The 23,354-nt window shown below is 61.7% G+C and carries 17 protein-coding genes and 1 tRNA gene; 9 read left to right on the plus strand and 9 right to left on the minus strand.

The annotated features are described in order from the left end of the window. Positions 1-37: 37 nt before the first annotated feature. Positions 38-886, minus strand: a complete 849-nt coding sequence (gene rlmB, locus GOX01_RS00795) for a 23S rRNA (guanosine(2251)-2'-O)-methyltransferase RlmB (protein ID WP_011252079.1) — start codon at positions 884-886, stop codon at positions 38-40. Positions 887-955: 69 nt separating this feature from the next. Here rlmB and GOX01_RS00800 point away from each other — a divergent pair. Then, positions 956-1,041, plus strand: a tRNA-Tyr gene (locus tag GOX01_RS00800). A gap of 107 nt (positions 1,042-1,148) precedes the next feature. Here GOX01_RS00800 and GOX01_RS00805 read toward each other — a convergent pair. Then, positions 1,149-2,519: an NAD-dependent succinate-semialdehyde dehydrogenase gene (locus GOX01_RS00805; protein WP_011252078.1), complete on the minus strand. Its 1,371-nt coding sequence runs from the start codon at positions 2,517-2,519 to the stop codon at positions 1,149-1,151. A gap of 201 nt (positions 2,520-2,720) precedes the next feature. On the opposite strand from GOX01_RS00805, the gene GOX01_RS00810 reads away from it, so the two are divergent. Together GOX01_RS00810 and GOX01_RS00815 are read left to right on the plus strand one after the other, a co-directional pair. Then, entirely contained in the window at positions 2,721-3,110 is a 390-nt protein-coding gene (locus tag GOX01_RS00810; protein ID WP_011252077.1) for a winged helix-turn-helix transcriptional regulator, read from the plus strand. A gap of 144 nt (positions 3,111-3,254) precedes the next feature. Beyond that, a complete protein-coding gene (locus GOX01_RS00815) occupies positions 3,255-3,662 on the plus strand; it encodes a tautomerase family protein (protein ID WP_011252076.1) in 408 nt (135 codons plus the stop codon). 55 nt (positions 3,663-3,717) lie between these two features. On the opposite strand, the gene GOX01_RS00820 is transcribed toward GOX01_RS00815, so the two are convergent. After that, a complete protein-coding gene (locus GOX01_RS00820; RefSeq protein WP_062269327.1) occupies positions 3,718-8,970 on the minus strand; it encodes a Hint domain-containing protein in 5,253 nt (1,750 codons plus the stop codon). A gap of 300 nt (positions 8,971-9,270) precedes the next feature. On the opposite strand from GOX01_RS00820, the gene GOX01_RS00825 reads away from it, so the two are divergent. Beyond that, complete coding sequence (locus GOX01_RS00825) at positions 9,271-9,570, plus strand: hypothetical protein (RefSeq protein WP_024716557.1); 300 nt, start codon at positions 9,271-9,273, stop codon at positions 9,568-9,570. 21 nt (positions 9,571-9,591) lie between these two features. On the opposite strand, the gene GOX01_RS00830 is transcribed toward GOX01_RS00825, so the two are convergent. The 3 genes from GOX01_RS00830 to ybaK all read right to left on the minus strand — a co-directional run bounded on the left by GOX01_RS00830 (position 9,592) and on the right by ybaK (position 12,487). Continuing rightward, positions 9,592-10,716 (minus strand): SMP-30/gluconolactonase/LRE family protein, encoded by a 1,125-nt coding sequence (locus tag GOX01_RS00830; protein ID WP_024716556.1) that lies wholly within the window; start codon positions 10,714-10,716, stop codon positions 9,592-9,594. A gap of 74 nt (positions 10,717-10,790) precedes the next feature. Continuing rightward, on the minus strand, positions 10,791-11,987 hold the full coding sequence (locus GOX01_RS00835) for a DUF2075 domain-containing protein (protein ID WP_011252072.1): 1,197 nt from the start codon (positions 11,985-11,987) through the stop codon (positions 10,791-10,793). Positions 11,988-12,007: 20 nt separating this feature from the next. Then, positions 12,008-12,487, minus strand: a complete 480-nt coding sequence (gene ybaK / locus GOX01_RS00840) for a Cys-tRNA(Pro) deacylase (RefSeq protein ID WP_024716554.1) — start codon at positions 12,485-12,487, stop codon at positions 12,008-12,010. A 313-nt stretch (positions 12,488-12,800) separates the two neighbouring features. Here ybaK and GOX01_RS00845 point away from each other — a divergent pair, with 313 nt between their 5' ends. After that, positions 12,801-13,589, plus strand: a complete 789-nt coding sequence (locus GOX01_RS00845; RefSeq protein ID WP_024716553.1) for a triose-phosphate isomerase — start codon at positions 12,801-12,803, stop codon at positions 13,587-13,589. Next, the gene (locus GOX01_RS00850; RefSeq protein WP_024716552.1) at positions 13,589-14,410 is read left to right on the plus strand and encodes a DeoR/GlpR family DNA-binding transcription regulator; all 822 of its coding nucleotides are present in this window, start codon (positions 13,589-13,591) and stop codon (positions 14,408-14,410) included. The genes GOX01_RS00845 and GOX01_RS00850 overlap by 1 nt, the downstream gene beginning before the upstream one ends. On the opposite strand, the gene GOX01_RS00855 is transcribed toward GOX01_RS00850, so the two are convergent. Beyond that, positions 14,397-15,446 carry an alpha-E domain-containing protein gene (locus GOX01_RS00855; protein ID WP_174787464.1) on the minus strand — a complete coding sequence of 350 codons (1,050 nt, stop codon included), beginning with the start codon at positions 15,444-15,446 and terminating at the stop codon, positions 14,397-14,399. The two genes, GOX01_RS00850 and GOX01_RS00855, sit on opposite strands and share 14 nt — an antisense overlap. Beyond that, the gene (locus tag GOX01_RS00860; protein ID WP_062269325.1) at positions 15,428-16,858 is read right to left on the minus strand and encodes a circularly permuted type 2 ATP-grasp protein; all 1,431 of its coding nucleotides are present in this window, start codon (positions 16,856-16,858) and stop codon (positions 15,428-15,430) included. The genes GOX01_RS00855 and GOX01_RS00860 overlap by 19 nt, the downstream gene beginning before the upstream one ends. Positions 16,859-17,239: 381 nt before the next feature. Here GOX01_RS00860 and GOX01_RS00865 point away from each other — a divergent pair, with 381 nt between their 5' ends. The 3 genes from GOX01_RS00865 (at position 17,240) to GOX01_RS00875 (ending at position 21,778) form a co-directional block, all read left to right on the plus strand. After that, a complete protein-coding gene (locus GOX01_RS00865; protein WP_024716550.1) occupies positions 17,240-18,130 on the plus strand; it encodes a transglutaminase family protein in 891 nt (296 codons plus the stop codon). Beyond that, positions 18,117-19,193: a zinc-binding metallopeptidase family protein gene (locus GOX01_RS00870; protein ID WP_024716549.1), complete on the plus strand. Its 1,077-nt coding sequence runs from the start codon at positions 18,117-18,119 to the stop codon at positions 19,191-19,193. The genes GOX01_RS00865 and GOX01_RS00870 overlap by 14 nt, the downstream gene beginning before the upstream one ends. A gap of 164 nt (positions 19,194-19,357) precedes the next feature. Next, the gene (locus GOX01_RS00875; RefSeq protein ID WP_081107051.1) at positions 19,358-21,778 is read left to right on the plus strand and encodes a TonB-dependent receptor; all 2,421 of its coding nucleotides are present in this window, start codon (positions 19,358-19,360) and stop codon (positions 21,776-21,778) included. Between the two features lie 71 nt (positions 21,779-21,849). On the opposite strand, the gene GOX01_RS00880 is transcribed toward GOX01_RS00875, so the two are convergent. Further along, positions 21,850-23,142, minus strand: coding sequence for an NAD(P)/FAD-dependent oxidoreductase (locus GOX01_RS00880; protein ID WP_024716547.1), 1,293 nt, complete (start codon positions 23,140-23,142; stop codon positions 21,850-21,852). Positions 23,143-23,354: the final 212 nt, after the last annotated feature.

The following is a 23,354-nucleotide window of genomic DNA, read 5'->3' on the forward strand; positions in this document are numbered from 1 at the left end:
AGATTTCCGGGAGCATCCAGTGCTCCCGGAACGTGGCTCAGACCGGGCGAACCAGCTCGTAAAGTGCGACGGCCGCGGCATTGGAGACGTTCAGGCTCTCCATGTCGCCCGGCATATAGACGCTGGCGATCTCGTCACAGGTCTCGCGCGTCAGACGACGCAGACCCGCCCCTTCGGCACCCAGAACCAGCGCCACACGACGTCCGGCAAAGCTCTTGCCATCCAGTCGCGTGCCCCCGGCATCCAGTCCGACAACCCAGAAATTTTCGGCCTGAAGCGCCTGAAGCGCGCGGGAGAGATTGACCTCACGCAGGATCGGCACAACGTCCAGCGCACCCGAAGCCGCCTTCGCCATCGCACCGCTTTCCTGCGGCGCATTGCGATCCTGCACGAGAAGCGCCGCCGCACCGAATGCCGCGGCGGAACGCAGAATGGCGCCGATATTGCGCGGATCCGTCACCTGATCCAGCACCAGAACCGGCCCCTTGCGCTCGACGATATCGGGAATGGCCAGCGTTTCCAGCGGTTCGACCCGCAGGCAGACACCCTGATGCACGGCATCGCGCTCACACAGTCGGTCGAGACGCTCACGGTCCACGATCTGCGGCTTGCGGGACGCATTCTCAAAAGACGCCGCAGCTTCGCGCGTCGCCAGAAAATCGTGAATCACACGCTCGGGATTGGCGAGAGCGGCCTGCACGGCATGATGACCGTAAATCCAGTAGCCGGGGCCGGAGCTGGCCGCATGGCCACGACCGGAACGCCCGCCCCGTTCCCTGGTGCGACCACCAGACGGGGAAGAGCCGTGCTCGGCATTGCCGGCGTGAGGAGCGGATCGGTCCGTGGAACGATCGGGAGCGGAACGGGAGGGAGATCTTCTGGCCATAAAAAAGCATATAATCGACAACTGGCAATTGACATAGCCGTCAATCCGCCATATCCCAACCGCCGACCCGGAGAGGTGCCCGAGTGGCTAAAGGGGGCGGACTGTAAATCCGCTGGCGTACGCCTACGTTGGTTCGAATCCAACTCTCTCCACCAGGTCCCCTCATTCTTTAAAATCAGTGTCCTTTAGCTGCCTTTCCGGAACTCCCGGACAGGGACGGCTTGTCGGGCACCTGTCTGACATGACAGATGCCCGAAGTGGCTTATCCGATCCGGACAAGCTTGCGGTTGATGAATTCCTCGATGCCGAGGAAGGACAGTTCCCGTCCGAAGCCGGAGTTCTTGATCCCGCCGAAGGGGAGTTCCGGTGCGGCTGCGGTGGCCGTGTTGATGAAGACCATGCCGGTCTCGACCTGTTCGGCGACCTTTTCCGCACGCGCGATATCCCGTGAGAAAACTGCACCGCCCAGCCCGTAAGGCGAATCATTGGCCAGATCGATCGCGGCCTGCTCCGATGCGACCTTATGGACGACTGCCACCGGGCCGAAGATCTCCTGATAAAAGACCGGATTGTCCTTTGACACATCCGTCAGGATGGTCGGCTCCATGAAGAACCCCTTGCGGTCCATCCGCTTGCCGCCGGCCACAAGCGTCGCGCCGCCCTTGACCGCTTCCGCCGTCTGATCGAGCGCCAGTTCCATTGCCCGCAGACTGCTCATCGGACCATGGGTGGTGTCCCTGTCGAGCGGGTTCCCGATCCGGAAACGGGTGATGGCGGTTTTGAGGCCATCGAGAAAGGCATCGTAAACCTTCTCATGCACGATCATGCGCTTGGCGGCCGTGCAGACCTGTCCGTTATTGGCAAACCGCCCCCAGACAGCCCATTTCACGGCCAGATCAAGATCAGCATCGTCAAGCACGATGAACGCATCGCTGCCGCCCAGTTCCATCGTGTCCTTCTTGAGCGCAGCTCCCGCCTGGGCCGCCACCGCCTGACCGGCGCGTTCACTTCCCGTCAGTGCCACACCACGGATCCGCTCATCTTTGATGAGCTCTGCGGACTGGTCATTATCCAGAAAAATATTGGCATAGGCCCCGACGGGCGCGCCTGCGTCGTGAAACAGTTTCTCAAACGCCAGGGCGCATTGCGGCACATTGGGCGCATGTTTGGCAATGACGACATTGCCCGCCATGAGATTGGGACCAGCGACACGCGCCAGCTGGTAATACGGGAAATTCCATGGCTCGATACAGTAAATGATCCCGAGCGGCTGGTTGATGATCTTCGCCTGGCCGGTCTTCACCTTGAGAGGCGTGGGAGCAAGAAACTCTTCCGCGCCGTTTGCATAGAACGACAGGATATCAGCCGTGACGTCGATTTCCTCAAGCGCGTCGGGCAGGGCCTTGCCCATTTCCGTGGCGATCAGGCTGGCATGATGCTGCCGGTCCCGGCGCAGCAGATCAGCGGCTCTGGACACGATCTCCTTGCGTTGAGCAATGCTCCGAAGCTTCCAGTCCGTCTTCCAGACATGCTCGGCACGGTCCGTAATGTCCTTCATCTGCGCCGGCGTGTGCAGGTCAAAGCTGCGTTCGACGGTTTCCGTCGTTGGATTAAGAGTCTGATAGACGATCATGTCGGCTTTTCCTTGCCATGAAATAACTGGAACTGTAGCCAGGCGCTTCTTCACTAATACGTGTGATCAGGGCAAAGAAAGCAGGTGATCAGGCCGGGTTGAAAATAGAAATACGCTATTGGTCCTGTCACTCAGGATTGTCCCGTTGACTTTGCCGCGCAAGAACGCACATAAACCGCCATTAGTGTCAGGAATGATACCATGCCGCGAACACGTCACACGACCCTCAACTGTAGTCCGGGCTGCACAGTCGAAGCCACGCTCGAACTGTTTGGCGGGAAGTGGAAAGCCCTGATCCTGTATCATCTGTTCGAAGAACCGGTGCTGCGCTTCGGAGAATTCCGCCACCGCCTGCCCAATGTCACGCAGCGCATGCTGACCAATCAGCTTCGTGAACTGGAAGCGGACGGTCTCCTCTCCCGGACCGTGTTCCCGGTCGTCCCCCCGCATGTCGAATACCGGCTGACGGATCTGGGAAAGACCCTGAAACCCGTCATCCAGGCCCTCAAGACATGGGGGGACCAGTATGCTCATTCCACCGAAAGAGACAAAAGACTGAAACAGGATCAGTCTGCGCAAATCACGGCATGAACCGGTAGATTTCTGCGGCACCTGCCGGATGTAGTTCCCAAATAATCGCACCCGGGACGATCAGGATGAATTTACTTCCTGACCAAGCCGGTGCGTCGTCATTCTGGATTCCGGTTTTCATTGCCTGAAGACAGGAGACACCCCATGCCTCTCATCCGCTTTGACCTGCTGGAAGGCCGTTCCGAAACGGAACTGGCCGCAATCCTCGATACGGCCCATCAGGCCGTCCTCGACGCGTTTCACGTGCCACCCCGTGACCGCTACCAGATTGTTTACGAACACAGGAAAAGCCGGGTGCGGATCGAGGATACGGGGCTGGGCATTCCCCGCACCGATGACGTCATGATCCTCTCGATTACGACGCGCCCGCGCAGCGTGGAGGAAAAGACCGCCTTCTTCCGCATCCTGACCGAAGCACTGTCCGAAAAATGCGGCATCGCCCCCAGCGACGTGATGGTGAATTACGTCGAAAACACGGATGCCGACTGGTCCTTCGGCAACGGGGAGGCCCAGTTCCTGAACGGAAAACTGGGCACTCCCAAAGCGCCCTGACCGGAACGCGCTGAGCCGTGGTCCGGACGGAAAAACCCGTCCGGATCAGCCGGATTCAGCCGGCTTTCTGCAGGGCCGGCCTCTCGCTGAGAGCCAGTTCGAGCGCCGTGGTAACAGCCCGGCTGGAATAGCCTTCGTCCGCAAAGGCCTGACCGGCTTCGACCAGTCCGGACAGGTCCGGGCGGTTGTGCAGGGCCACAATCTGCGCGGCCAGAGCCGCCGCATCCCCTTGCACGAGGTCCTCAAGCGCACCCGGAAGGGCGAGCCCTTCGGCAGCGACCGGCGTCATGACGCAGGGCAGGCCGGAGGCGAGGCTTTCAATCACCTTGCCCTTGATGCCCGCCCCGAAACGCAGCGGAGCGACGCTCAGGCGATGAGCCGCCAGAACCGCGCCGAGATCCTGCGCATGTCCGAGAACCCGGATGCGTTCATCCGCGAGCGCATGGAGGCTCTCGGGCATCTCCGCGCCGACCAGCGTGCAGCAGATGGTCGGATCAGCCGCCCAGACGGCCGGCATGATCTCGTCCACCAGCCAGCGGGCCGCATCGGCGTTGGGCGCATGGGCATAATTGCCAACGAACACCACGCCATCGCGACGGCCGGAAGAACCGTTCTGCGCAGGAATGGCCCAGGGCACGACATGCACATTCGCCTGCGGCAGATCCTTGCGGAGCTGTGCGGCCTCGGCTTCGGAATGCGTCAGGACAGCATCCGCCTGAAGGGCAGCCCTGTATTCGGCAACACGGATCTGATTGGCCTGCGCCATCAGTTCGGGCCGTCCCTGAACGGCGGCCTGACGGGCAAGACGCAGGAAGTGCAGATCCGCGACGCTGTACAGTACGCGGGCCCTGCGCTGGTTACGGCGCACCAGCGCCATGTAGCGCGTCGCGATGTCCTCGCGATGCAGATACACGACGTCGAAGCTGTTGGCCTGACGCCGCAGCACGTCTTCCACCGACGCAAAGAACGGCTGCCCGAGCACGGAGACGCCGGGCAGCGCCTCCAGTGGGAACGTCCGGTCCATCTGGTCTGCGGCGACGAAGCAGACGTCGTAGCCGAGTGCTTCAAGAGCTGTCATGTGCGACAGGATGGCCTGTGATCCGGCATCGCGTTTCGCATCCGGATGCTGCCCGTCGATGACCAGCGCCCGTTTGCGCGTGACAGAGCCTTTCGTGGACAGGCCACGGCGACGCAGAGCCGCATCGAACGTGGCCGTCGCCGTGCCACTCGCGGCATCCGAGCGCGCCTGACGGAGTTTGTCCACCTGTGCGAGCAGGAAGGACAGAACCTGATCCCCGTCCTGATCTTCCGCAGCGGCAGCCACGGCACGCGCGATGCTGCGGCTCATATCGGCGTCGAAAGCGTTGGCTGGTTCGATGACCTGCGGCTCGCCAAGAAGCGCACCGTCAGAACTGCGTCGGATCTCCAGAACATGGCGGGTCATCGGCGACAGGCCACCAGGCAGCAGAACATCGAAGCCGCACAGCACCGGCCGCCCGGTGCGTGCCACGTCCGGACGACGCCCGTTGGCGACAACCGAAGCGAGAACGGCACCGTTATCAACGATCTGCAGCGTCACGGCCTCATGGGGCGCTGCCGGGTTGCAGACCCAGCCTGCGATACGGTTGCGCGTTGCGATATCGATGCAGCCGTCCAGCGGTACGGCGGGGACGGTCGCGACAATGGCCTGGCGCGGCTGCTGCGCGGCCTGATCCATCATCCAGGGGCAATGGCCGAGCACGGCATGATCATCGGCCCGGCGGATTTCCAGAACGTGACGCTCCACAGCGGACAGGCCACCCGGAATGTCGAAATGAAAACCGCAGGCACTGCCGACATCGTCCCGCATGCGATCGGCCAGAACCTCGCCCAGAACCACACCGTTATCGACGATCTGCAGCCGCACGGGCCGGTCACTGCCGGGCACGCGGGCCCAGCCCCTGACATGGCTGTGCGTGGCGACGTCCAGATACCCTTCAAGCGGTGCCAATGCCGCGCTTTTCCGGGTCGCAGGGTTCAGACGGCGGCGGATGGCCTCAAGCTGTGCCCCTTCCTCGACGCGCGGCGCACAGTAGCGGGCCGCCACCGTACCGGCATCCGGATAGAGGACGTCATATTCGCCGGCATTGTGGAACATGCCGCGCGAATGATCGTCCACGAAAGTTTCGGACTGCGTGCCGTTGGCGATGATGATGTCGTGCTGTGCCAGCTCGACATGGAAATAGGCCACTTCATCCATGCGCTCGGCCTGCCCGATGGTGCTGCCATTGACCAGCAGGACAGCCGGAACCAGCACGCCATCCAGATACATCGCATGCAGCGGCGAAACCGACAGATCCTGATGCGGCAGACCATGCCCGAGCGATCCGCGACGGAACACGACCGGCAGGATATCGCGGTTGCCGTTCGCGAACGTGCCGGAATAGCTGCGGCGGCCAATCCAGCGGATCGGGCGCAGACCATTGGTGGCAGTCTGAACCAGATCGCCGATCTGCAGCGTCTCGACAGGCACTTCGCCACGATCTGTCAGGATCAGCGTTCCCCGGCAATAGCAGGGCGTGCCTTCCGCCAGCAGCATCGTACCACCGGACCCATCGGCGGCCAGGCTGAAGAAATCGGCGTCATACGAACCGTCGAGGCTGATCGCATACGTGCTGCTTCCGCTCGTGACGGTGAGTGTTGACGCATCCGTCAGGGTCGCGGTGGCATCGCTGTACCAGGCCATCTCCGGCAGGTCGATCTTTGCTCCGCTGGCAAGGCTGATGCCGCTGGCAGTGCTGCCCGCATACAGGGCAAGGCGGCTGCCATCCCCGACCGTGATCCCGGACGCCGTGCTGCCGCTGTGAACGGCGGCAGTCTGCCCGGAAGTCAGGCTGACATTCGACAGGGCCGCACCGTTCGTTGCGCTGTAATCCGTCATTTCCAGCAGGGTAACGGACGGATCATGATCGGACTCGCCCGTCAGCGACCCCGTGTTGACGTGGATCGTCTCGAACTTCCCGGCGCTGGCAAAAGCCGAACTGCCGATCGTGTGATCCAGCGATTCCGCATTGCCTTCAAAGATATAGGTGTAGCGGTTGGACGGATCTTCCGTGGTGCTCATGTCTGTCAGGCCGGCATTGGCATAGACCTGCTGGGCATCGCTCCATTCGGTGTCGTTGAAATCCCCGAGGATACCCACCTTGGCGGTCGGGTCACTGGTCAGCAGTCCGTTGACGTAGTTCGTGATGTACTGCGCCTGGGCGATCCGGTTGTTGACCGTCCCCGTCGTGCCGCCATGGTTCACGGGCGGCTGCGTCGAACCATAAAGCTCGCTGCTTCCAGCCTGCGAGGACAGATGCACATTGACGAGCGTGACCGACTGGCCATTGAACTCGAACGTGCCGACCAGCGGCAGACGGGTATTCTTGAAAGTGCCGCTGGCCAGTTCCTCGTCACCGATGGTCGTGACGGGCGCGGCAAGGGTGACGCGCTCGGGATTGTACAGAAAGACGCTGCGGATATTGCCGCCAGAAACGCCGCCCGAGGCATTGTTGGTCGGGTCCACCTCCGCCCAGGAATAGGTCGGACCGCCCGCATCCGCGATGGCCTTGACGATGGCCGCCAGGTTCTGTTCCGCGCTGACGGTCCCGTCATTGGTCGTGCCGCTGTCGTCCTGGATTTCCTGAAGCGCCAGAACGTCCGGGCTGTCGAGATTGTTGACGATGATCTGCGCGACCTGCGTCAGACGGTCCGCATTCGCAGGGTCCAGCGCGTTGAAATTCTCGATGTTGTAGTCGCTGACCAGCAGGTTCTGGTCGTCCTTGTGCAGGGACGTGACCGGTGCCGGCGTGTCGGTATGCACGACCGTGACCTGCGTGGTCGGGACCAGCTCATAAACGCCATTATAGTAGGTCAGCACACCCGTAATGTCGCCGAGCTTGTCTCCGACTTCCGCGCTGATGGCAGAGCCCGGCGTGACACCGCTGTCGTAATAAAGCTCGATCCGCTGCGTATTGACGCTGTCGGCCGTTTCCTGAAGCGCGCCGGTCGGCGTCAGCAGACCATCGCCACCATCGGGCACGACCCAGGTCGCGTTCGAGGCCGTGGCACCGACGGCCACGGCATCATGGATCGTGATGACCTGACCAATCAGGTTGCGGTAGAAATCGAGCGCATTGGTGTCGGGGCTGAGGGAGGCCGTGCTCTTGTTCAGATCGATCGCCTGCGTCAGATCGCCCAGATAGGACGCCGCCGGCACCATCAGACCGCCCTGGCCAACAACCGTCGGCGTGACGTTCACATAGGCCGCGCCGGTATCGGTATAGGAGACGAGGTTGATTTCCGGCAGGGTGAGGGACTTGCTCCACGACGTGCCGGAATAGTTCGTGACCGTCCCCGTGACGGACACGGTCTCGCCCACCGTTGGCAGCGTCGCTGTCTTGCCCGCATAGATGAAGATGCCCGCACTGCCGACCGTGTTCTTGTCGGCATTCGTCTGCTGGATCCAGAAACCGATGCTGCCATTCGTGTCCACAGCCGTCACAACACCCGTGGTCATGACGGAGGTGTTGGCATACGGGCTGTAATAGCCGGTGCCATTGATCTGCTGGATCGTCAGGTCCTGCGGCGTCGTCGTATCACTGCCCGATCCGGACCCGCTTCCCCCAGTGTCACTTCCCCCCGTGTCGCTGCCGCCAGAACCGCTGCCACCCGTATCCGAACCGCCCGATCCACCGGTGCTGCCCCCCGAAGAGGTTCCGTCATTTGCCGCACCCGGCGTGACCAGAACCTTGCCTGCCGCGGCAACGGTGCCATAGCCGTCGATCCCGGCGAGGGACGGATCATCCGCAACCCAGTCCGAGGTGCTGTCCGTATCCGTCCCGTCGGGGATGCGCGAGGCGCCGTTGATAATCGAACCCGTCAGGACCGGCGCGCCGGCATAGGTCGGATCACCCTTGCCGCCATCGGACACGGCGATCGTGTCCCCGATTTCGGACCAGGGGGTGGATGTGAACGTCCCCGCATTGGCCGTATCGAGGTCATCGCCGACCTTGCCGGTGAAATCCTTGACGAGAAGAACAGTCTGCGTGCCGTTCTGCAGCGTGTTCGTCTGGAAAGGCGTGACCCAGTAACCGTCGCTGTTCGTAACGCCCAGTGTAAAGACATTGTCGATCTTGCCCGCCGCCGTGCCGTCACCATCGACGACAATCAGGGACCAGGCGCTGTAATCCGTGCTGGCGTCGCCCTTTACTTCAATAAATTCGTCAGGATCACCGGCTACACTTGGGTTGAACATGAACTCATTTATGAGAAGCTTTGACGCCATTGCACATCATCCTGACGAAAGGGGTTTTCCGTAATTGTTACGAAACGGTAAACGCCCATTCGGAGGAATGTGAAGTAAAGAGTCAATATGTTTCATTTAAAATACGAAAGGAATCACATAACCTTCATTATGTGACTTTGTATTTCAAATATATGATCCTGTGTGTCACGTTCCGGCATGGTTTCTGACGCCGGGAGATCTGTTGCCGTAAAGCTGTGTCATTGTTCGTTGCTGTGCCAACGGTTCATGTCGGTTATGACAGACGCCCCGTATCAGCCCCGGTCCGGGAAGGAGCAGCGTGTGACACAGCGGATTTTTGTCGTGATGATTCTGGCAGGTCTGGCGGGATGTTCCCATCCGCGCCCGCAACCGGCCGACAGCCGCTCGGCGTTGCTGCGCCCCCTCGCGACCAGCGGTTCGGACAACCAGAAAGACACCACCAGGCCGGACCACAAGATCCATGGCGCTGTCAGCGTCGGAACAGGTTTCGGCGGCGGGGGAAATTACGGCCTTGGCCCCCAGTCCGGCTTGCAGTCCGGTCTGGGGACCATGACCGGCACCGGTACGGGCGGAATGGGGCTGACGCCGGAAGGCTGGTAAAGCCCCCGACGTTGCGCGCCCTCAGTTCAGAGGGGCGATCTTCACAACGATATACGGCATGACTTCAAGGTCCTTGCCACCATGGAAAACCGGCAGTCGTGCCCACTGCCCGATCGTGCCATACAGCGCGCCATTGGCGTAAGTCAGGCCATCAGGCTCTGTCATGCGCGGATCATGGGCCACGACGGAGATTTCGCCATCCGGCTTGCGGCGCAGGATGGCATGACGCTCGTCATCCGTGATGTAGAGCGACCCGTCCGGCCCGGTCGCCATGCCATCGCCCATACCGGTTTCGCCTTCATCCTTCACGGCCCGCTCCAGCGTCGCCTCGCTGGCTTTCGGATCGGACAACACGGCGGTCGGGGCGGAATAGAGGCGTCGGCTGGTCTGTGGCTGCCAGTAAAGCGTCTGCTGGTCGGTACTGATGGCAATACCGTTCACACCACCCTGCGGCACGACGGCATGGTTCGGATCATAACGCCCGGCCACACCATCCATGACGGCTACAAAACCCTGCACCGGCATCACGGACACCGTATCGGCCAGAATACGCCTCTGATGGCCCGTCGCCAGATCAACGACGACCAGCGCCGGATGCACATCCGTGGACGTATCGGTGATGAACGCCGTCCCCGCCGCACCATGCGTCAGATCGATGCGCACGTCATTGACGTGACTGTCCGGCAGCAGGGCCGGCGCCCCCAGCGGAATGACCTGAGCGATCTTCCCGCTGGCGGGATCGATCCGGAAGAGCTTCTGCGCGCCCGCAACAGTCCCCGTTCCCGCGAGCATACCTTCATCCAGAACCCAGAGCTGCCCCTTCGCATCAACCGTCATGCCAAGCGGGGAGACAAACTGCTCCTGCGCGGCCGCATCGGGGAAGGGCGTCAGCTTTCCGTTTGCATAGAGCGCCAGACGCGGCCCGGAATGTTCATGCGCACTGCGCGGAAAGCCCAGCACCAGACGGCCATCGGGCAGGACCGCAATGCCGGACGGCTGGGCGTTGGAAAACCGCCCGATGATCTGCACATTGCCCGAAGGGAGCGTGCCCTTGTCCACCGTCTGGGCGGCGAGGGCAGGGGACGCAGCGGACAGCGCGGCGAGACCGGCGCTGAAAGTGAGGGCCAGAAGTGTCTGACGGGGCATGGTTGAAATCTCCTTTGCCGCACAGGACCAGAGCGGCCGCATGATGACAACTCACGCAAACGCGAGCACAGAGGTCAGGTTCGCAGCAGCCGCTCCCGCAGGGCGGGATCATGGGCATACAGGAACAGCCCGTGGATGCCGCGTGTAAGGATGACGTTCAGCGCATTGAGAATGACGCGCTTCTTCGCCTCTTCCGGTGTCGCAATCCCGTCGCGCCCCTGAAACGCCGCGCTGTCCTCGTAACGCTCCGGCCGCACCCCGATCCGGTCGTTCTTCGCGTCATAGAACAGCGACGGCCCGAGAATGACGCCTGCATAATTCAGATCGAACCCCTGGATCGTATAGACGGACCCCACCTCGTCGATCGTATCCGGACGCTCGGCCCAAGGCAGTTTCTCGCTCGGCAGGGAGCGGTCCCAGCGCAGACGGAAATCGCCTTCGGTGATGAAATGATCCTCACCGTTGAGCGTGTAGGGATAATCATAGGTCGAAAGCAGGCGACACAGACCGTATTTCGAATTGCACGCGCACAGATCCGCATAGAGCTTCGCGCAGTCATCATAGATGCGAAGATCAAAAGAAGGATCTTCCGGCCGCGGCAGGATCTCGCCCTGGCCCAGCGCATCAATCCACGAACATGTTGCGGGACTGGCCGAAACGCGAAACTGCGTGTCGAGATGGAACGTCTCCGAAGGGCGCCCCTTGCGGAAACTCTCCAGAAGATCGGTGGACCAGTGGCTCTTGAACTTCAGGACCTGCAACGGATCGAACACCACCACCACGATCCGCGCCCAGCGCAGGATTTCTTCCAGATGGTTCTGCTGCGCGAAATGGTTGTAACGGTCCGGCCGCGTCAGCAGCAGATGCGCCTCGTCCACCAGAACGATATCCGCGCGCTTGCCGGTTTTGGCCGATTTGTTGATGAACGTCGTCGGGCGCTCGTAATCGCTCTTGCGCAGATTGGGCATGGTGGCCGCGATATTGCGGTAGAGCTTGAGCATCTCCGGATGGTTGACGATCACCATGTTCCGCAGACCGCGCAGCGGATCATCCGCCACGCCACTCCGCGCCCGGGTCTGGAGCGTATTGAAGATCGCGTTCAGGACCACGCTCTTCCCCGTCCCCGCCGCACCTTCGATCACGAAGAGCGCGCTGTCATCCGCCTGATGCCGCTCACAGAACGACACCACCCGATGTAGCAGCTCCGTCTGCGGCCCGGACAGCGCAAGCTCAGGGGAGAGCTTGTGCGTCGCGGCATTGTCCAGCGCCATGGGAGAAGCGGTCACGCCGCTCAGTCCGCGGCGATATCAGCCACTTTGGCATCCGTGGCGCGCTGGGCATCCGCCGGCGTGATCCGCACGACAAAACCCTGACCGCCCGCATTGATATAGACATGCTCGCGCGGCATCGCGTCCTGCGAGATGACCACGGGGATCAGCGTTTTCGAACCGAACGGGCTGGTCCCGCCGGACTGGAACCCTGTCAGTTCCTGCGCCTTCTCGGGGTTCATCATCCGCGCATTGCGCCCGTCGAACAGCGCCGCAACCTTCTTCAGGTTCATCCGCTGATGAGCCGGGGCCACCACGCAGACCGGCTGCTTCTTGTCCACTTCGACCACCAGCGTCTTGAGCACGTCTTCGGGTGCTACGCCGATGGCCTCGGCCGCCTGCATCCCGATCAGCCCGCCATTGGGGGCGTATTCGTAATCATGCACGCTGAAGGGAATGTTTTTCGCTGCCAGAAAGGCCGTTGCAGCTGTTTCGCGGGTCATGTGAGCGCTCCGTTGCCAGAAACAGGTCTCCACGGGCCGGGCGGCTGACACCGGTCAGGATCAGTCCCGGCAGGACCTGCAATATTCTGACATCTATATGGAGGCCTGGAACCCGATTGGCAACACGACGCTTTACTTGAGAAGCGTCCACGCCCCGGGCCCTGTTTCAGGGGCGGAGAGATGTATCGTTATTCATGGGACGGGTGCCATTTTTTCTGTTATGGTTTAGCGGTAAAGATATTCCGGAGAAGTCGGGATCCGGGAGAATCGGCATGAGTGCCCGGCCAGTTGAAACCCTGTCGTGAGGTTAACCGTGGATCAGAAAACCGTCTGGATCGGGACGAACTGGAAAATGAACAAGGGCCCCGCCGAAGCCGTTGCGGCGGCCCGGGCCCTTGCGGCTTTTCGTCCCCCCGAGGGCGTTCGGACCTTCGTGAATCCGCCGTTCACGTCTCTGAAAGACGTGAGCGCGGTCCTTCAGGACAGCCCCATGATCGTGGGCGCGCAGAACATGTTCTGGGAAGACAGCGGCGCCTGGACCGGGGAAATTTCCGCGCCGATGATCGCCGAATGCGGCGCGTCCATGGTGGTGATCGGCCATTCGGAACGCCGGCAGCATTTCGGCGAGACGGACTGGACGGTGAACCTCAAGGTCCGCGCGGCTCTGAAGCACGGTCTGCAGCCGCTGGTCTGCATCGGCGATACGCTGGACGAGTTCGAATTCGGGGTCTCGCAGGAAACGCTGGCCCGGCAGGCGAAAATCGCACTGCACGGGCTGTCGCAGGAGGATTTCGCCCGGGTTCTGATCGCCTATGAGCCGGTCTGGGCCATTGGTGCGGCAGGCCGCCCGGCAGAAGCCCCGTTCGTGTCGCAGATCCATACGAAACTGCGCGCCGTGATGCAGGACATCACCGGCCCCGACAGCACCGTGCGGATCCCGCTGCTCTATGGCGGCAGCGTGTCGCAGGCCAATATCCGCGACTATGTCGCCCTGCCGGATGTGGATGGCGTGCTGATCGGCCGCGCAGGCTGGGAGCCTGCGGATTTCATGAAACTGATCGACAGCGTCAGCACGCTGGTCTCTGCCAGGGTGGATGCCTGATGAATGCCGTGCTCGTGGAAGGGCAGGTTCTGTCTGGCCGCCGGCGCGGGATCCTTGACTATGTCACGGAGCGGGGCGTGGTGCCGGTCGGAGATCTTCTGGAGCGGTTTTCGCTAAGCCGGGCCTCGATCAACCGGGACCTTCTGGCCCTGTCCGCGCAGGGCCTGCTCCGCCGGATCGGGCCGGACATCACGGCCCTGCCGAGCGCAAGCTCATCGGGGAGCGTGGTGTACCGCGCGCGGCAGGCCGTTGCGCAGAAACAGGCCATCGCCGCGCTCGCAGCCTCCCTGATCAGTCCGGGCGATACGGTGGCGCTCGATGATTCCACAACGGTACGGGCGATGGCAGACAGCCTCTCCGCCATCGCGCCGCTGACGGTCGTGACCAACAGCCTGGGGCTCGGCACGCGTCTGGGAGCCTGCGAGACGCTCGGCCTGATCGGTCTGGGCGGACGGTACAGCCCGACATTCGAAGCCTTCGTGGGGATGGTCTGCGAACAGAGCGTGATGTCCATGCGCATCGACCTGGCCTTCGTCTCCGCTGCTGCCATCCACGGCCTGACGGCCTATCATCAGGTCGAGGAAGTCATCCGCGCCAAGCAGGCCCTGATGGCGGTGGCGGACGCCCGCGTGCTTCTGGTGGACAGCGGAAAGTTCGGCAACTCGGCCATGAGCCGGCTGGCGTTACTTTCCGAGTTCGACGTGGTGATCACCGATGACGGCATTGATCCCGCTTACGCCGCAATGCTGCGCGACGCGGGCGTAACGCTGAAGATCGCGGCCGTGTCCCCGCCTGTGGAGAGTGCTCTTACTGCGGGGTGAGCGTCTCCTCACGCGTCATGACCGGGGCCGCGGGCCAGAATGTGACCGAAACTTCCGCCTGCAGGGCCGCCAGCTGGTCCTGGATATAGGTCATGTATTCATGCACCCCGCGGGAAATGATGTCCTCGGCCGTCTGGTCCTCAAGCGTGGCCCGCAGATTGATGATGCGCTCCTGAAGCGGGCTGCACTGATGGCGCAGATTGTAATGGGTGGAGAGCGCGGAGAGCGTATTGTCCACCTGACGCAGGTTGAGCATCAGGGAGCGGGGAAAGCCTTCGTTTTTGAGCAGGAAACCTACGACATTGGCCGGTGTGGTCGTGACGGGTTGTAGGCGTCGGAACGCGTGATACGCCGCTGCCGAGCGCAGGACGGAACCCCACTGTGTGATGTCCATCTGCGAGCCGGAGGTCTCCCCGCTGGGGAGGAGCGTATGATAACGGATGTCGATCAGGCGGGTGATCTGATCGGAGCGCTCCAGATATTTCCCGAGCAGATAGAACAGCCAGGCCTGATCGCGGTAGAGCGTGCCTTCGGTAATGCCGAAATGGGTCTGGCAGTCCTGTTTGAGGCGGTTGCATAGCCCAGATAGGCCATGGCGCCGGATGTCCGGGGTGGAAAGCTCCATCATGCTCCGGGTGAAGACGTTGAGCTGCATCCACATCTCGGTGGAAATCAGCGGCCTCGCCGAGCGTGCATTCTCGCGGACCATGTGCGCCATGGCGCGGATGGAGGTCGGGTTCGCGCTTTCGGTAATGTAGAAGGCGAGGATGTTCTCTTCCGTCGCGGGCAGGGGATAGATCGCGGCGTAGCACTCCTCGTCCGAATTGATCTGAAGGATCGAATCCCAGCCAGGGCTGCCATCGGGGTTGCGGACAAAGGCTTCCGTGACTTCCAGAAGACGCGCGAGGTTCTCGATCCGCTCCATGTAGCGGGCAAGCCACATCATGCTTTCGCCATAGCGCGACAGCAGCATGTTCAGATTGGCGAGCATGGCGGGAAAACGTGTGCCGGTCTGTGTCATCGGGCCATCACCCATGTATCTTTCGAGCCGCCGCCCTGAGAGGAATTGACGACCAGCGAGCCCTTGCGCAGGGCCACGCGGGACAGTCCGCCGGGGAGAACCCATGTGTTGTGTCCGGTCAGGGCGAACGGCCGGAGATCCACATGCCGCGCCTCGACCCCGCTGGGACACAGCGTCGGGGAGACGGACAGATCGATGACGGGCTGGCTGATATAGTTGGACGGGTCCTCCAGCAGCTTGGCGCGGAACTCGTCCAGTTCGGTCTGCGTGGCCTGCGAGCCGATCAGCAGACCATAGCCGCCGGACTCGCCAACCGGCTTGATGACCAGCTTGTCCATATTGGCCAGCGTATAGGCCAGACCTTCCTCCTCGGCGCAGATATTGGTCTGTACGCTGTCGAGAATGGGATCTTCGCCCAGATAGTAACGGATAAGACGCGGCATATAGGCATAAACGGCCTTGTCATCCGCCACACCGGTTCCGAGCGCATTGGCCAGCGTGACATTCCCGCGCCGATAGGCTTCCACAAGCCCCGGCACGCCGAGCATGCTGTCGGGGTTGAAGGCCAGCGGGTCCAGAAACTCGTCGTTCAGGCGGCGGTAGATCGAATGGACCGGGCGAAGTCCTGCCACGGTCCGCATATAGACGCGATGGTTCTCAACGATCAGATCCCGCCCTTCAACAAGCGGCACTCCCATCTCGCGCGCCAGAAAAACATGCTCGAAATAGGCGGAATTATAGATACCCGGCGAGAACAGCACGACCTGCGGATCACTCACGCCCTCGGGTGCGACCTCGCACAGCGTCTGGTGCAGCCTCAGCCCATATTCTTCGACCGATCGCAGAGGCATGCCCGACGCCAGATCCGGCATCAGCCGCAGCATCATGTGCCGGTTCTCGATGACATAAGACACACCCGATGGCGTGCGGGCATTGTCTTCAAGCACCATGAAACGCCCGCTGCGGTCGCGGATCAGATCGGTCCCGTTGATATGGACATAGACGTCGCCAGGCACGCGCACGCCGACCATGGCTTCGCAGTAATTCGGATTGTTGAGCACCAGATCGGCGGGGATGATGCCGTCCCGCAGGACATGGCGCTCATGATAGATGTCCCGCAGGAACAGATTGAGCGCTTTGACGCGCTGCTGCACGCCACGGTCGATATGGTCCCATTCCGCAGCCGTAAGGACACGGGGGATTATGTCGAAAGGCAGGATGCGGTCGATCGCTTCGCGGTCGGAATAGACCGTAAAAGTAATGCCCAGACGATAGAGCTGCGCTTCCGCAGTGTTTGTGCGATGGCGCAGTTCGGCAAGATCGAACCCCGCGAGACGGTCACGAACGGTCTGAAGGCTCGAGGGGAGCGCATCTGTCCGGTTCATGAGTTCGCAGAAAAAATCCGGCGTGTCATAGGCAGCGAACATCCCGGCCGCACTTTTGGGAGCAGCACTGGCCGGAGAAGCGCTGGCAGAAGCGGGACTGGGAGACTGCAAAACCGGCCTGTTCATTCTCTGCCTCACAACCCTGTTCATCGCCGGCCCTGTGCCGATGGAAAACCCGATCAGCCGTGCCGGTTCATTACGATATTTTATTAACGGAGCAAGATTCCAGCGCTTTGCCAAGCGTGAAATTTTCCATTTGGACGGACCGGGAAAAGTCCGGCGGAAATTGTTGCGGTTCCCGGGAAGACTGATAGGGTAATGTTTCGACTGCTGTCAGACCCAATGGTTGCCGGAACGGGATGGCCCGAAAATCACGTGTCTGAATACGAGTATCTGAAACCGTTTCCACAGGGCCGCCTGAGCATGAATTCCCGCGTCATACTGCGCCACCAGACCCGATATCAGTATGACCGGCCCGTCTTCCTGGGGCGTCAGACCGTGCGCCTGTGCCCGGTGCCGCGGGTGCGATCCGCGATCCGCGATTACGCGCTCGAGGTCTCCCCGGAGAACGTGGACGTAACCTGGCGGCAGGATGCCTATGGCAACCGGGTGGCGGAAGTGCGGGTCCCGGAGCGTGTGACGGGCTTCGACGTTTCGGTCCGCATGGACGTGGATCTGGGCGCCCGGCCAACCCTGTCCGCGCTTGCGGAAGCGCCGGTCTGTACCGCCTATCGCGATGTGGACGCGGCCGGCGCGCAGGTGTCGCGCTTCGTCGAATCCTGGCGGATGGCGGGAGCGGAAAAGACCTCGGAAGCCGTGGCGGATCTCAACCGCGCCGTGGCGGAGCACCTGACCTATCAGCGCCGGCTTGAGCCGGGAGTCTGGACACCCGAAGAGACGCTGCAGCGGCAAAGCGGATCGTGCCGGGACAGTGCGTGGCTGCTGGTGACGGTTCTGCGCCATCTGGGATTTTCGGCGCGCTTCGTGTCCGGCTACCTGATCCAGTCGGATGCCGCCGAGGGTCTGAACTGCGATCTGCATGCCTGGGCCGAAGCCTGGATCCCCGGAGAGGGCTGGATCGGCTTTGATACGACCTCGGGGCTGGTGGTGGCGCAGCGTCACATTCCGCTGGCGGTGGCTGGCCGGCCCGAGGAAGCCGCGCCCATTTCCGGAATGCTGGACCGCTGCCGCGCCACGTTCGACGTGACGATGCGCGCGGAGCCCCTTCTGTCCGGGCGCGAGGCCCCGGAACTGGCCCCGGAACTGGCGATGATCGGGCAACCCGGTGTAATGCGATCCCATGAAGCTCTTTGAGTGCCAGTCCTGCGGCCAGATCCTCTTTTTTGAAAATACGGTCTGCGAGCATTGCCGCCGTGCAGTCGGATATCTGCCCGAGCAGTCGCTGCTGACGGCGCTGGACCCGGCCGGGGACCGGTTGTGGCATCCGCTGGAGCCATCGGTGAAACACGAACAGGTCCTGTACTGTTCCAATCATGACGATGACGTCTGCAACTGGCTGACGACGCCGGATGCGACAGGGGGCAGGTCGTTCTGTCTGGCCTGCCGGTTCAACCGGACGATCCCGAACCTCGACATCCCCGGAAATCTTGAGCGCTGGCGGAAGATCGAGGTCGCCAAGCACCGCCTGTTCTACACGCTGCTGCGCCTGAAACTGCCGCTGAAGGACCGGCGTCAGGACCCCGAAAACGGACTGGTGTTCGATTTCCTCGACGATGCGCCGGACGGCTCATCCTCCGTCATGACCGGACATGCCAACGGCGTCATCACCATCGCCATGCGCGAAGCCGATGATGCGTCGCGTGAGCGCATGCGCGTTGAGATGGGGGAGTATTACCGCACCCTTCTGGGGCATTTCCGGCACGAAATCGGGCATTATTACTGGAATGTGCTGGTGCGCGACGCCGGACGCCTCGACGAGTGCCGGGCGGTGTTCGGCGATGACCGCGCGGATTACCAGAAGGCGCTCCAGGTCTATTACGACAGCCCCACACCGCCCGACTGGCAGGACAGCCATGTCAGCGTCTACGCCACGTCCCACCCCTGGGAGGACTTTGCCGAGACCTGGGCGCATTACCTGCATATCGTCTCCACGCTGGAGACAGCCTGTGCGTTCGGCGTGAGCGTGGATCCGCGGGTGCCCGGGATCGGCCATGCCTCGGGCCGCACACTGGGTGACCCGTACACGCAAGCCCCCTTCGAAGACATCATGCAGGCCTGGCTGCCGCTGACCTATGCGGTAAACAGTCTGAACCGCTCCATGGGGCTGGCGGATTTCTATCCGTTCGTGCTGACCGCCGGGATCATGCACAAGCTGGCCTTCATCCATCGCCTGATCCGCGAGAGCCAGCCCGCCTGAAGGCCGGGTTTATCAGGACGCTTGCCGTCCGGTTGCGCAGCGCATATCGTGCCGCCTCCGGGATCGGGCCCGGTGTTGTCCCGGAACGATCAACTTCCGACTTCCGATACTGATCCGAACCCGTTTCCGCGCCATCCCTGCTAGCCCGCTCAGGTGGACTGTCTATGTGTAAACGATCCGGCGTCCTGCACTTCGCACTTTCGGTGACGACGATGCTGTCTGCCGTTTTTTCTCCGTCCCTCATGGCCGCGACCCGTCATCCGGCCGTTGCGCATAAACATGCCCCCCGGGCCGCGGCTCCGGCTCCACACGTGCATCGTCAGGCCGGGCCCTATGTCAGCCAGAGTGCGGAAAACATGGCCGTCGTGGCGCAGCATCCACCACGGGGCACGGTCGAGACGGTCAGCCAGAAAATGCTGGCGGAAGCACCGGCCGGGACCAATCCGATGAAGGTCATCGCCCAGCTTCCGGGCGTCGTGTTCCAGTCCGGCGATGCCCAGGGCCTCGACACATGGAGCATGCAGGTCTTCATGCACGGCTTCCAGCAGCAGGAAATCGGCATGACGCTCGACGGAATGCCGCTCGGGGAAATGACGTTCCGAAACTATAACGGTCTGAACCCGATCATGGCGATCTCGTCGGAGAACGTGGCGCGCATTGACGTGTCGCAGTCAGCCGGTGCGGAAAGCATGGCCGCGAGCAACAATCTGGGCGGCGGGCTGAGCTATGTCTCGATGACCCCGTCGGACAAGATGGGCGGCACGGCTGCGGCGGGTTTCGGCAGCTACAGCACCTATCACACCTTCCTGCGCTTCGAGAGCGGGAAGCTCAATTCCAGCGGTACGAAGTTCTACACGTCCTACATGCGCAACGACAGCGGGATGTGGAAGGGCTATGGCGAGCAGTTCATGCAGCAGGTGAACGCCAAACTCGTGCAGCCAATCGGCCATGACAGCTCGATTTCTGCGTTCTTCGACTGGAGCGACCTGCACCAGAACACCTACCCGGATGTCTCGCCGCAGATCATCAACCGGGTGGGCTATGGCCTGCCGAGCTACGAGAACGGCAGCAATTCCGGCTATATCGCAGCCGTAAACGCGGCGAACGGGATCTATTCGGGAAAGATCGGCACGCTCGATGATCCGGAGGATGCAGCCTATTATGATGGCAGCGCGAATACGGTCGATACGTTCGGCGGCATCAAGGCCGATCTGCGCCTGACAGACCGTCTGACCTGGAACACCACGGCTTACGGGCATGGCGAGCGAAACCAGACCTCCTGGGCGACGCCATATTATCCGTCACCTACGGGATCGCCGGTCAGCGAACTGCTGAAAGAGCCGGAAATCCGACGTTTCGGTATCGTCTCGGCACTGCATTACGATATCGCGCGCAATCATATCGGCGCGGGTGTCTGGTACGAGAACAACAGCTACATGTCGCCCATGAACGCCTATGCGCAGCCGGCGGTCGTGAATGGTGTGGTTCAGGGAAAGGTGCATGATCCGCTGACCCAGTGGCGCGATCCGTTCGCACAGATCTTCAACCAGAACTACAACACCAACACGTTCACGGCCTTCGTGCAGGACACGTACAACGTGCTGCCGAACCTGGCCCTGCATTTCGGCTTCAAGTCCCTGCTGAGCACGACGCGCGTGGGCGACGGTTATCTGAACCAGGACTATTACGGCGCCGGTGCTGCCATCACGAGCGGGGAGAGCCTCACTGTGGCCAAGCCGTTCCTGCCGCATATCAGCGCGGACTGGCACTTCCTGAAGGATCACGAGCTGTATTTCGATATTTCGGAAAATGCCCGGACCTATCCGCAGTCCGGCTACAAGCTCTCGAATTCGCCCTTTGCCGTCTCCCAGACCGCCTATGACGATACGAAGTCTTCGATCCGCCCCGAGACGGCCTGGACCTATGCGATCGGCTATCGCTACACGGGCAAACTGGTCGCCGCGACGGTTTATGCCTATTGCACGAACTACAACAACCGCCTGCAGCAGATCACGGAAGGGCCGGTCGTCAACCCGATCTCGGCCGTCTCGAACGTGGGCGGGGTGACGATGAACGGTGTGGATGCGGGCCTGACGCTGATGCCGTTCCGCGGTTTCGCGCTGACCAACTCCGTCAGCTACAACCATGGCGTCTATGATCAGAACCTTGTCAGCGGCTCCACGGTCTACGCGACGAAAGGCCAGCAGATCGTCAATTATCCGCGCTTCATGTACAAGGGGCGCGTGTCTTACGAATGGCACGGCATGACGGCCTATGCCGATGGAAGCTATACCGGAACGCGCAATTACAGCTACATGGGAGACGTCAAAAGCCCCGGCTACTGGCTGACAAATGTGGGCGTGCAGTACAGCTTCGGAAACATGAAGCAGTACAATCGCTATCTGGGCGCCATCAAAAACCTGACGGTCGCGTTCAATGGCTCCAACCTGACGAACAAGCGCTACATTTCCACGATGGGTCAGAACGGTAACCCGGCGGATATCGCCTCGGGCGCGCTGACGGACCAGTCCATGCAGATCGGAGCACCCCGGATGTTCTTCGGCAGCGTACGGGCGGACTTCTAGGACAAAAAGCCCGTGGCGTAGGCCGCGGGCTTTTTTTGCTGTCAGGCGGGTTCCTCAGGCGCGGATGATGCTCAGTCCAGCCGCACGGAAGGCCGGACGAAGGTCTCGACCCAGTCGGAATAAAAGGACATCAGCCCCCGGTAATAGCCGAACAGTTCGATCTGGTGCTGGCGATAGAGCATGAGATGGGCCATCCGCGCCGAGAAGCCGTGCGAAATGCCTCCCCCCCAGACCGTACCGCCCGGAAGAGCCGCCCAGCCATTGTATTTTCCCAGAGCCACGATCGCGCCCTTGTTGTGGAAAATACAGCCCGGAACCTTCTGGCCATGCTCGATCCAGGCCGGCAGATGGCGCGCCAGATGCCGGGCCTGCTGCCGGGCAACCTGCGCCGTGGCGGGCAGGGGATCGTCCTGGATGAAGGAGCAGTCTCCCATGGCGAAAATCCGCTCGTCATCAATGGAGGACAGGTTCGGATTGACGAGGATCTGACCGGTTTTGTTGATCGTCAGGCCACCATAGGCAGTCGTGACCTCAGGGGCTCGGACGCCAGCCGCCCAGACGCGCAGCTTGGCCGAAACATAGGACCCGTCCTTGAGCGTGAAACCATGCTCATCGGCCGCCGCGACGCGCGCATTGGTGCGGACGGTAACGCCGATATGTTCGAGTTCCTGCTGGGCTGCCGCCGAGACGGATTCCGGAAAAGCGGGCAGGATGCGCGGGCCGGACTGCAACAGCGTGACATGCAGTTTGGGCGGGGCCTTGCCGAAAGCATGCAGGTTGTATGGCCCCACGATTTCCAGCGCCTTGTGAAGCTCGGCGGCGAGCTGCACACCGGTGGCCCCGCCGCCGACGATCGCGATGTCCAGTTCGGAATTGTTGGCGAAGGCGCGGAGCAGCTCCATCCGGAACTTCTCGTTGAACGCATTGGCGTCCACGAGATTGTCGATGGACATGCAGTGTTCCTTGACGCCGGGCGTGCCGAAATCATTGGCGGTACTGCCGATCGCGATGACGATCGTGTCGTATTTCATGCGCCGGCTTTCCAGAATGACGGTGCCGTCGGTTTCCAGAAGCGGGCTGAGAACGACCTCGCGGTTCTCGCGGTCAATGGAGGCAACCTCGCCGGGCCAGAACTCGAAATGGTGTCCGCTGGCCTGGGAGATGAAGTTCACCTTGTCGTTTTCGTTGCTGACCGTGCCGGAGGCAAAGCAGTGCAGCATCGGTTTCCAGACATGGGAAAAGCTCTTGTCGATCAGCGTGATGCGCGCCTTTCCGGATTTTCCCATCGACTTGCCGAGGCGGGTTGCAAGGGAAAGACCGGCAACACCGCCACCGACAATCAGAATTTCAGATCGAGACGCCATCGGTTTTCAGGCCTCCGTTCAGGGGGTGGGCAACAGAAAAAGACACGAGGGAAGAGACGTTTACCGCGCATGGCGGTAGTAAACGCGCTTATTAAACGGCAGAGTCCGCACAGACTGTTATGGGAATTCCGGATATGCCGAAAATCATATTCAGGTGACTGTAATAAAGACCGGCGAATTCTTTCCGGAATTCAGTAAAGAACTCAAATGAA

This window comes from Gluconobacter oxydans (assembly GCF_006539685.1).
GTDB lineage: Bacteria > Pseudomonadota > Alphaproteobacteria > Acetobacterales > Acetobacteraceae > Gluconobacter > Gluconobacter oxydans.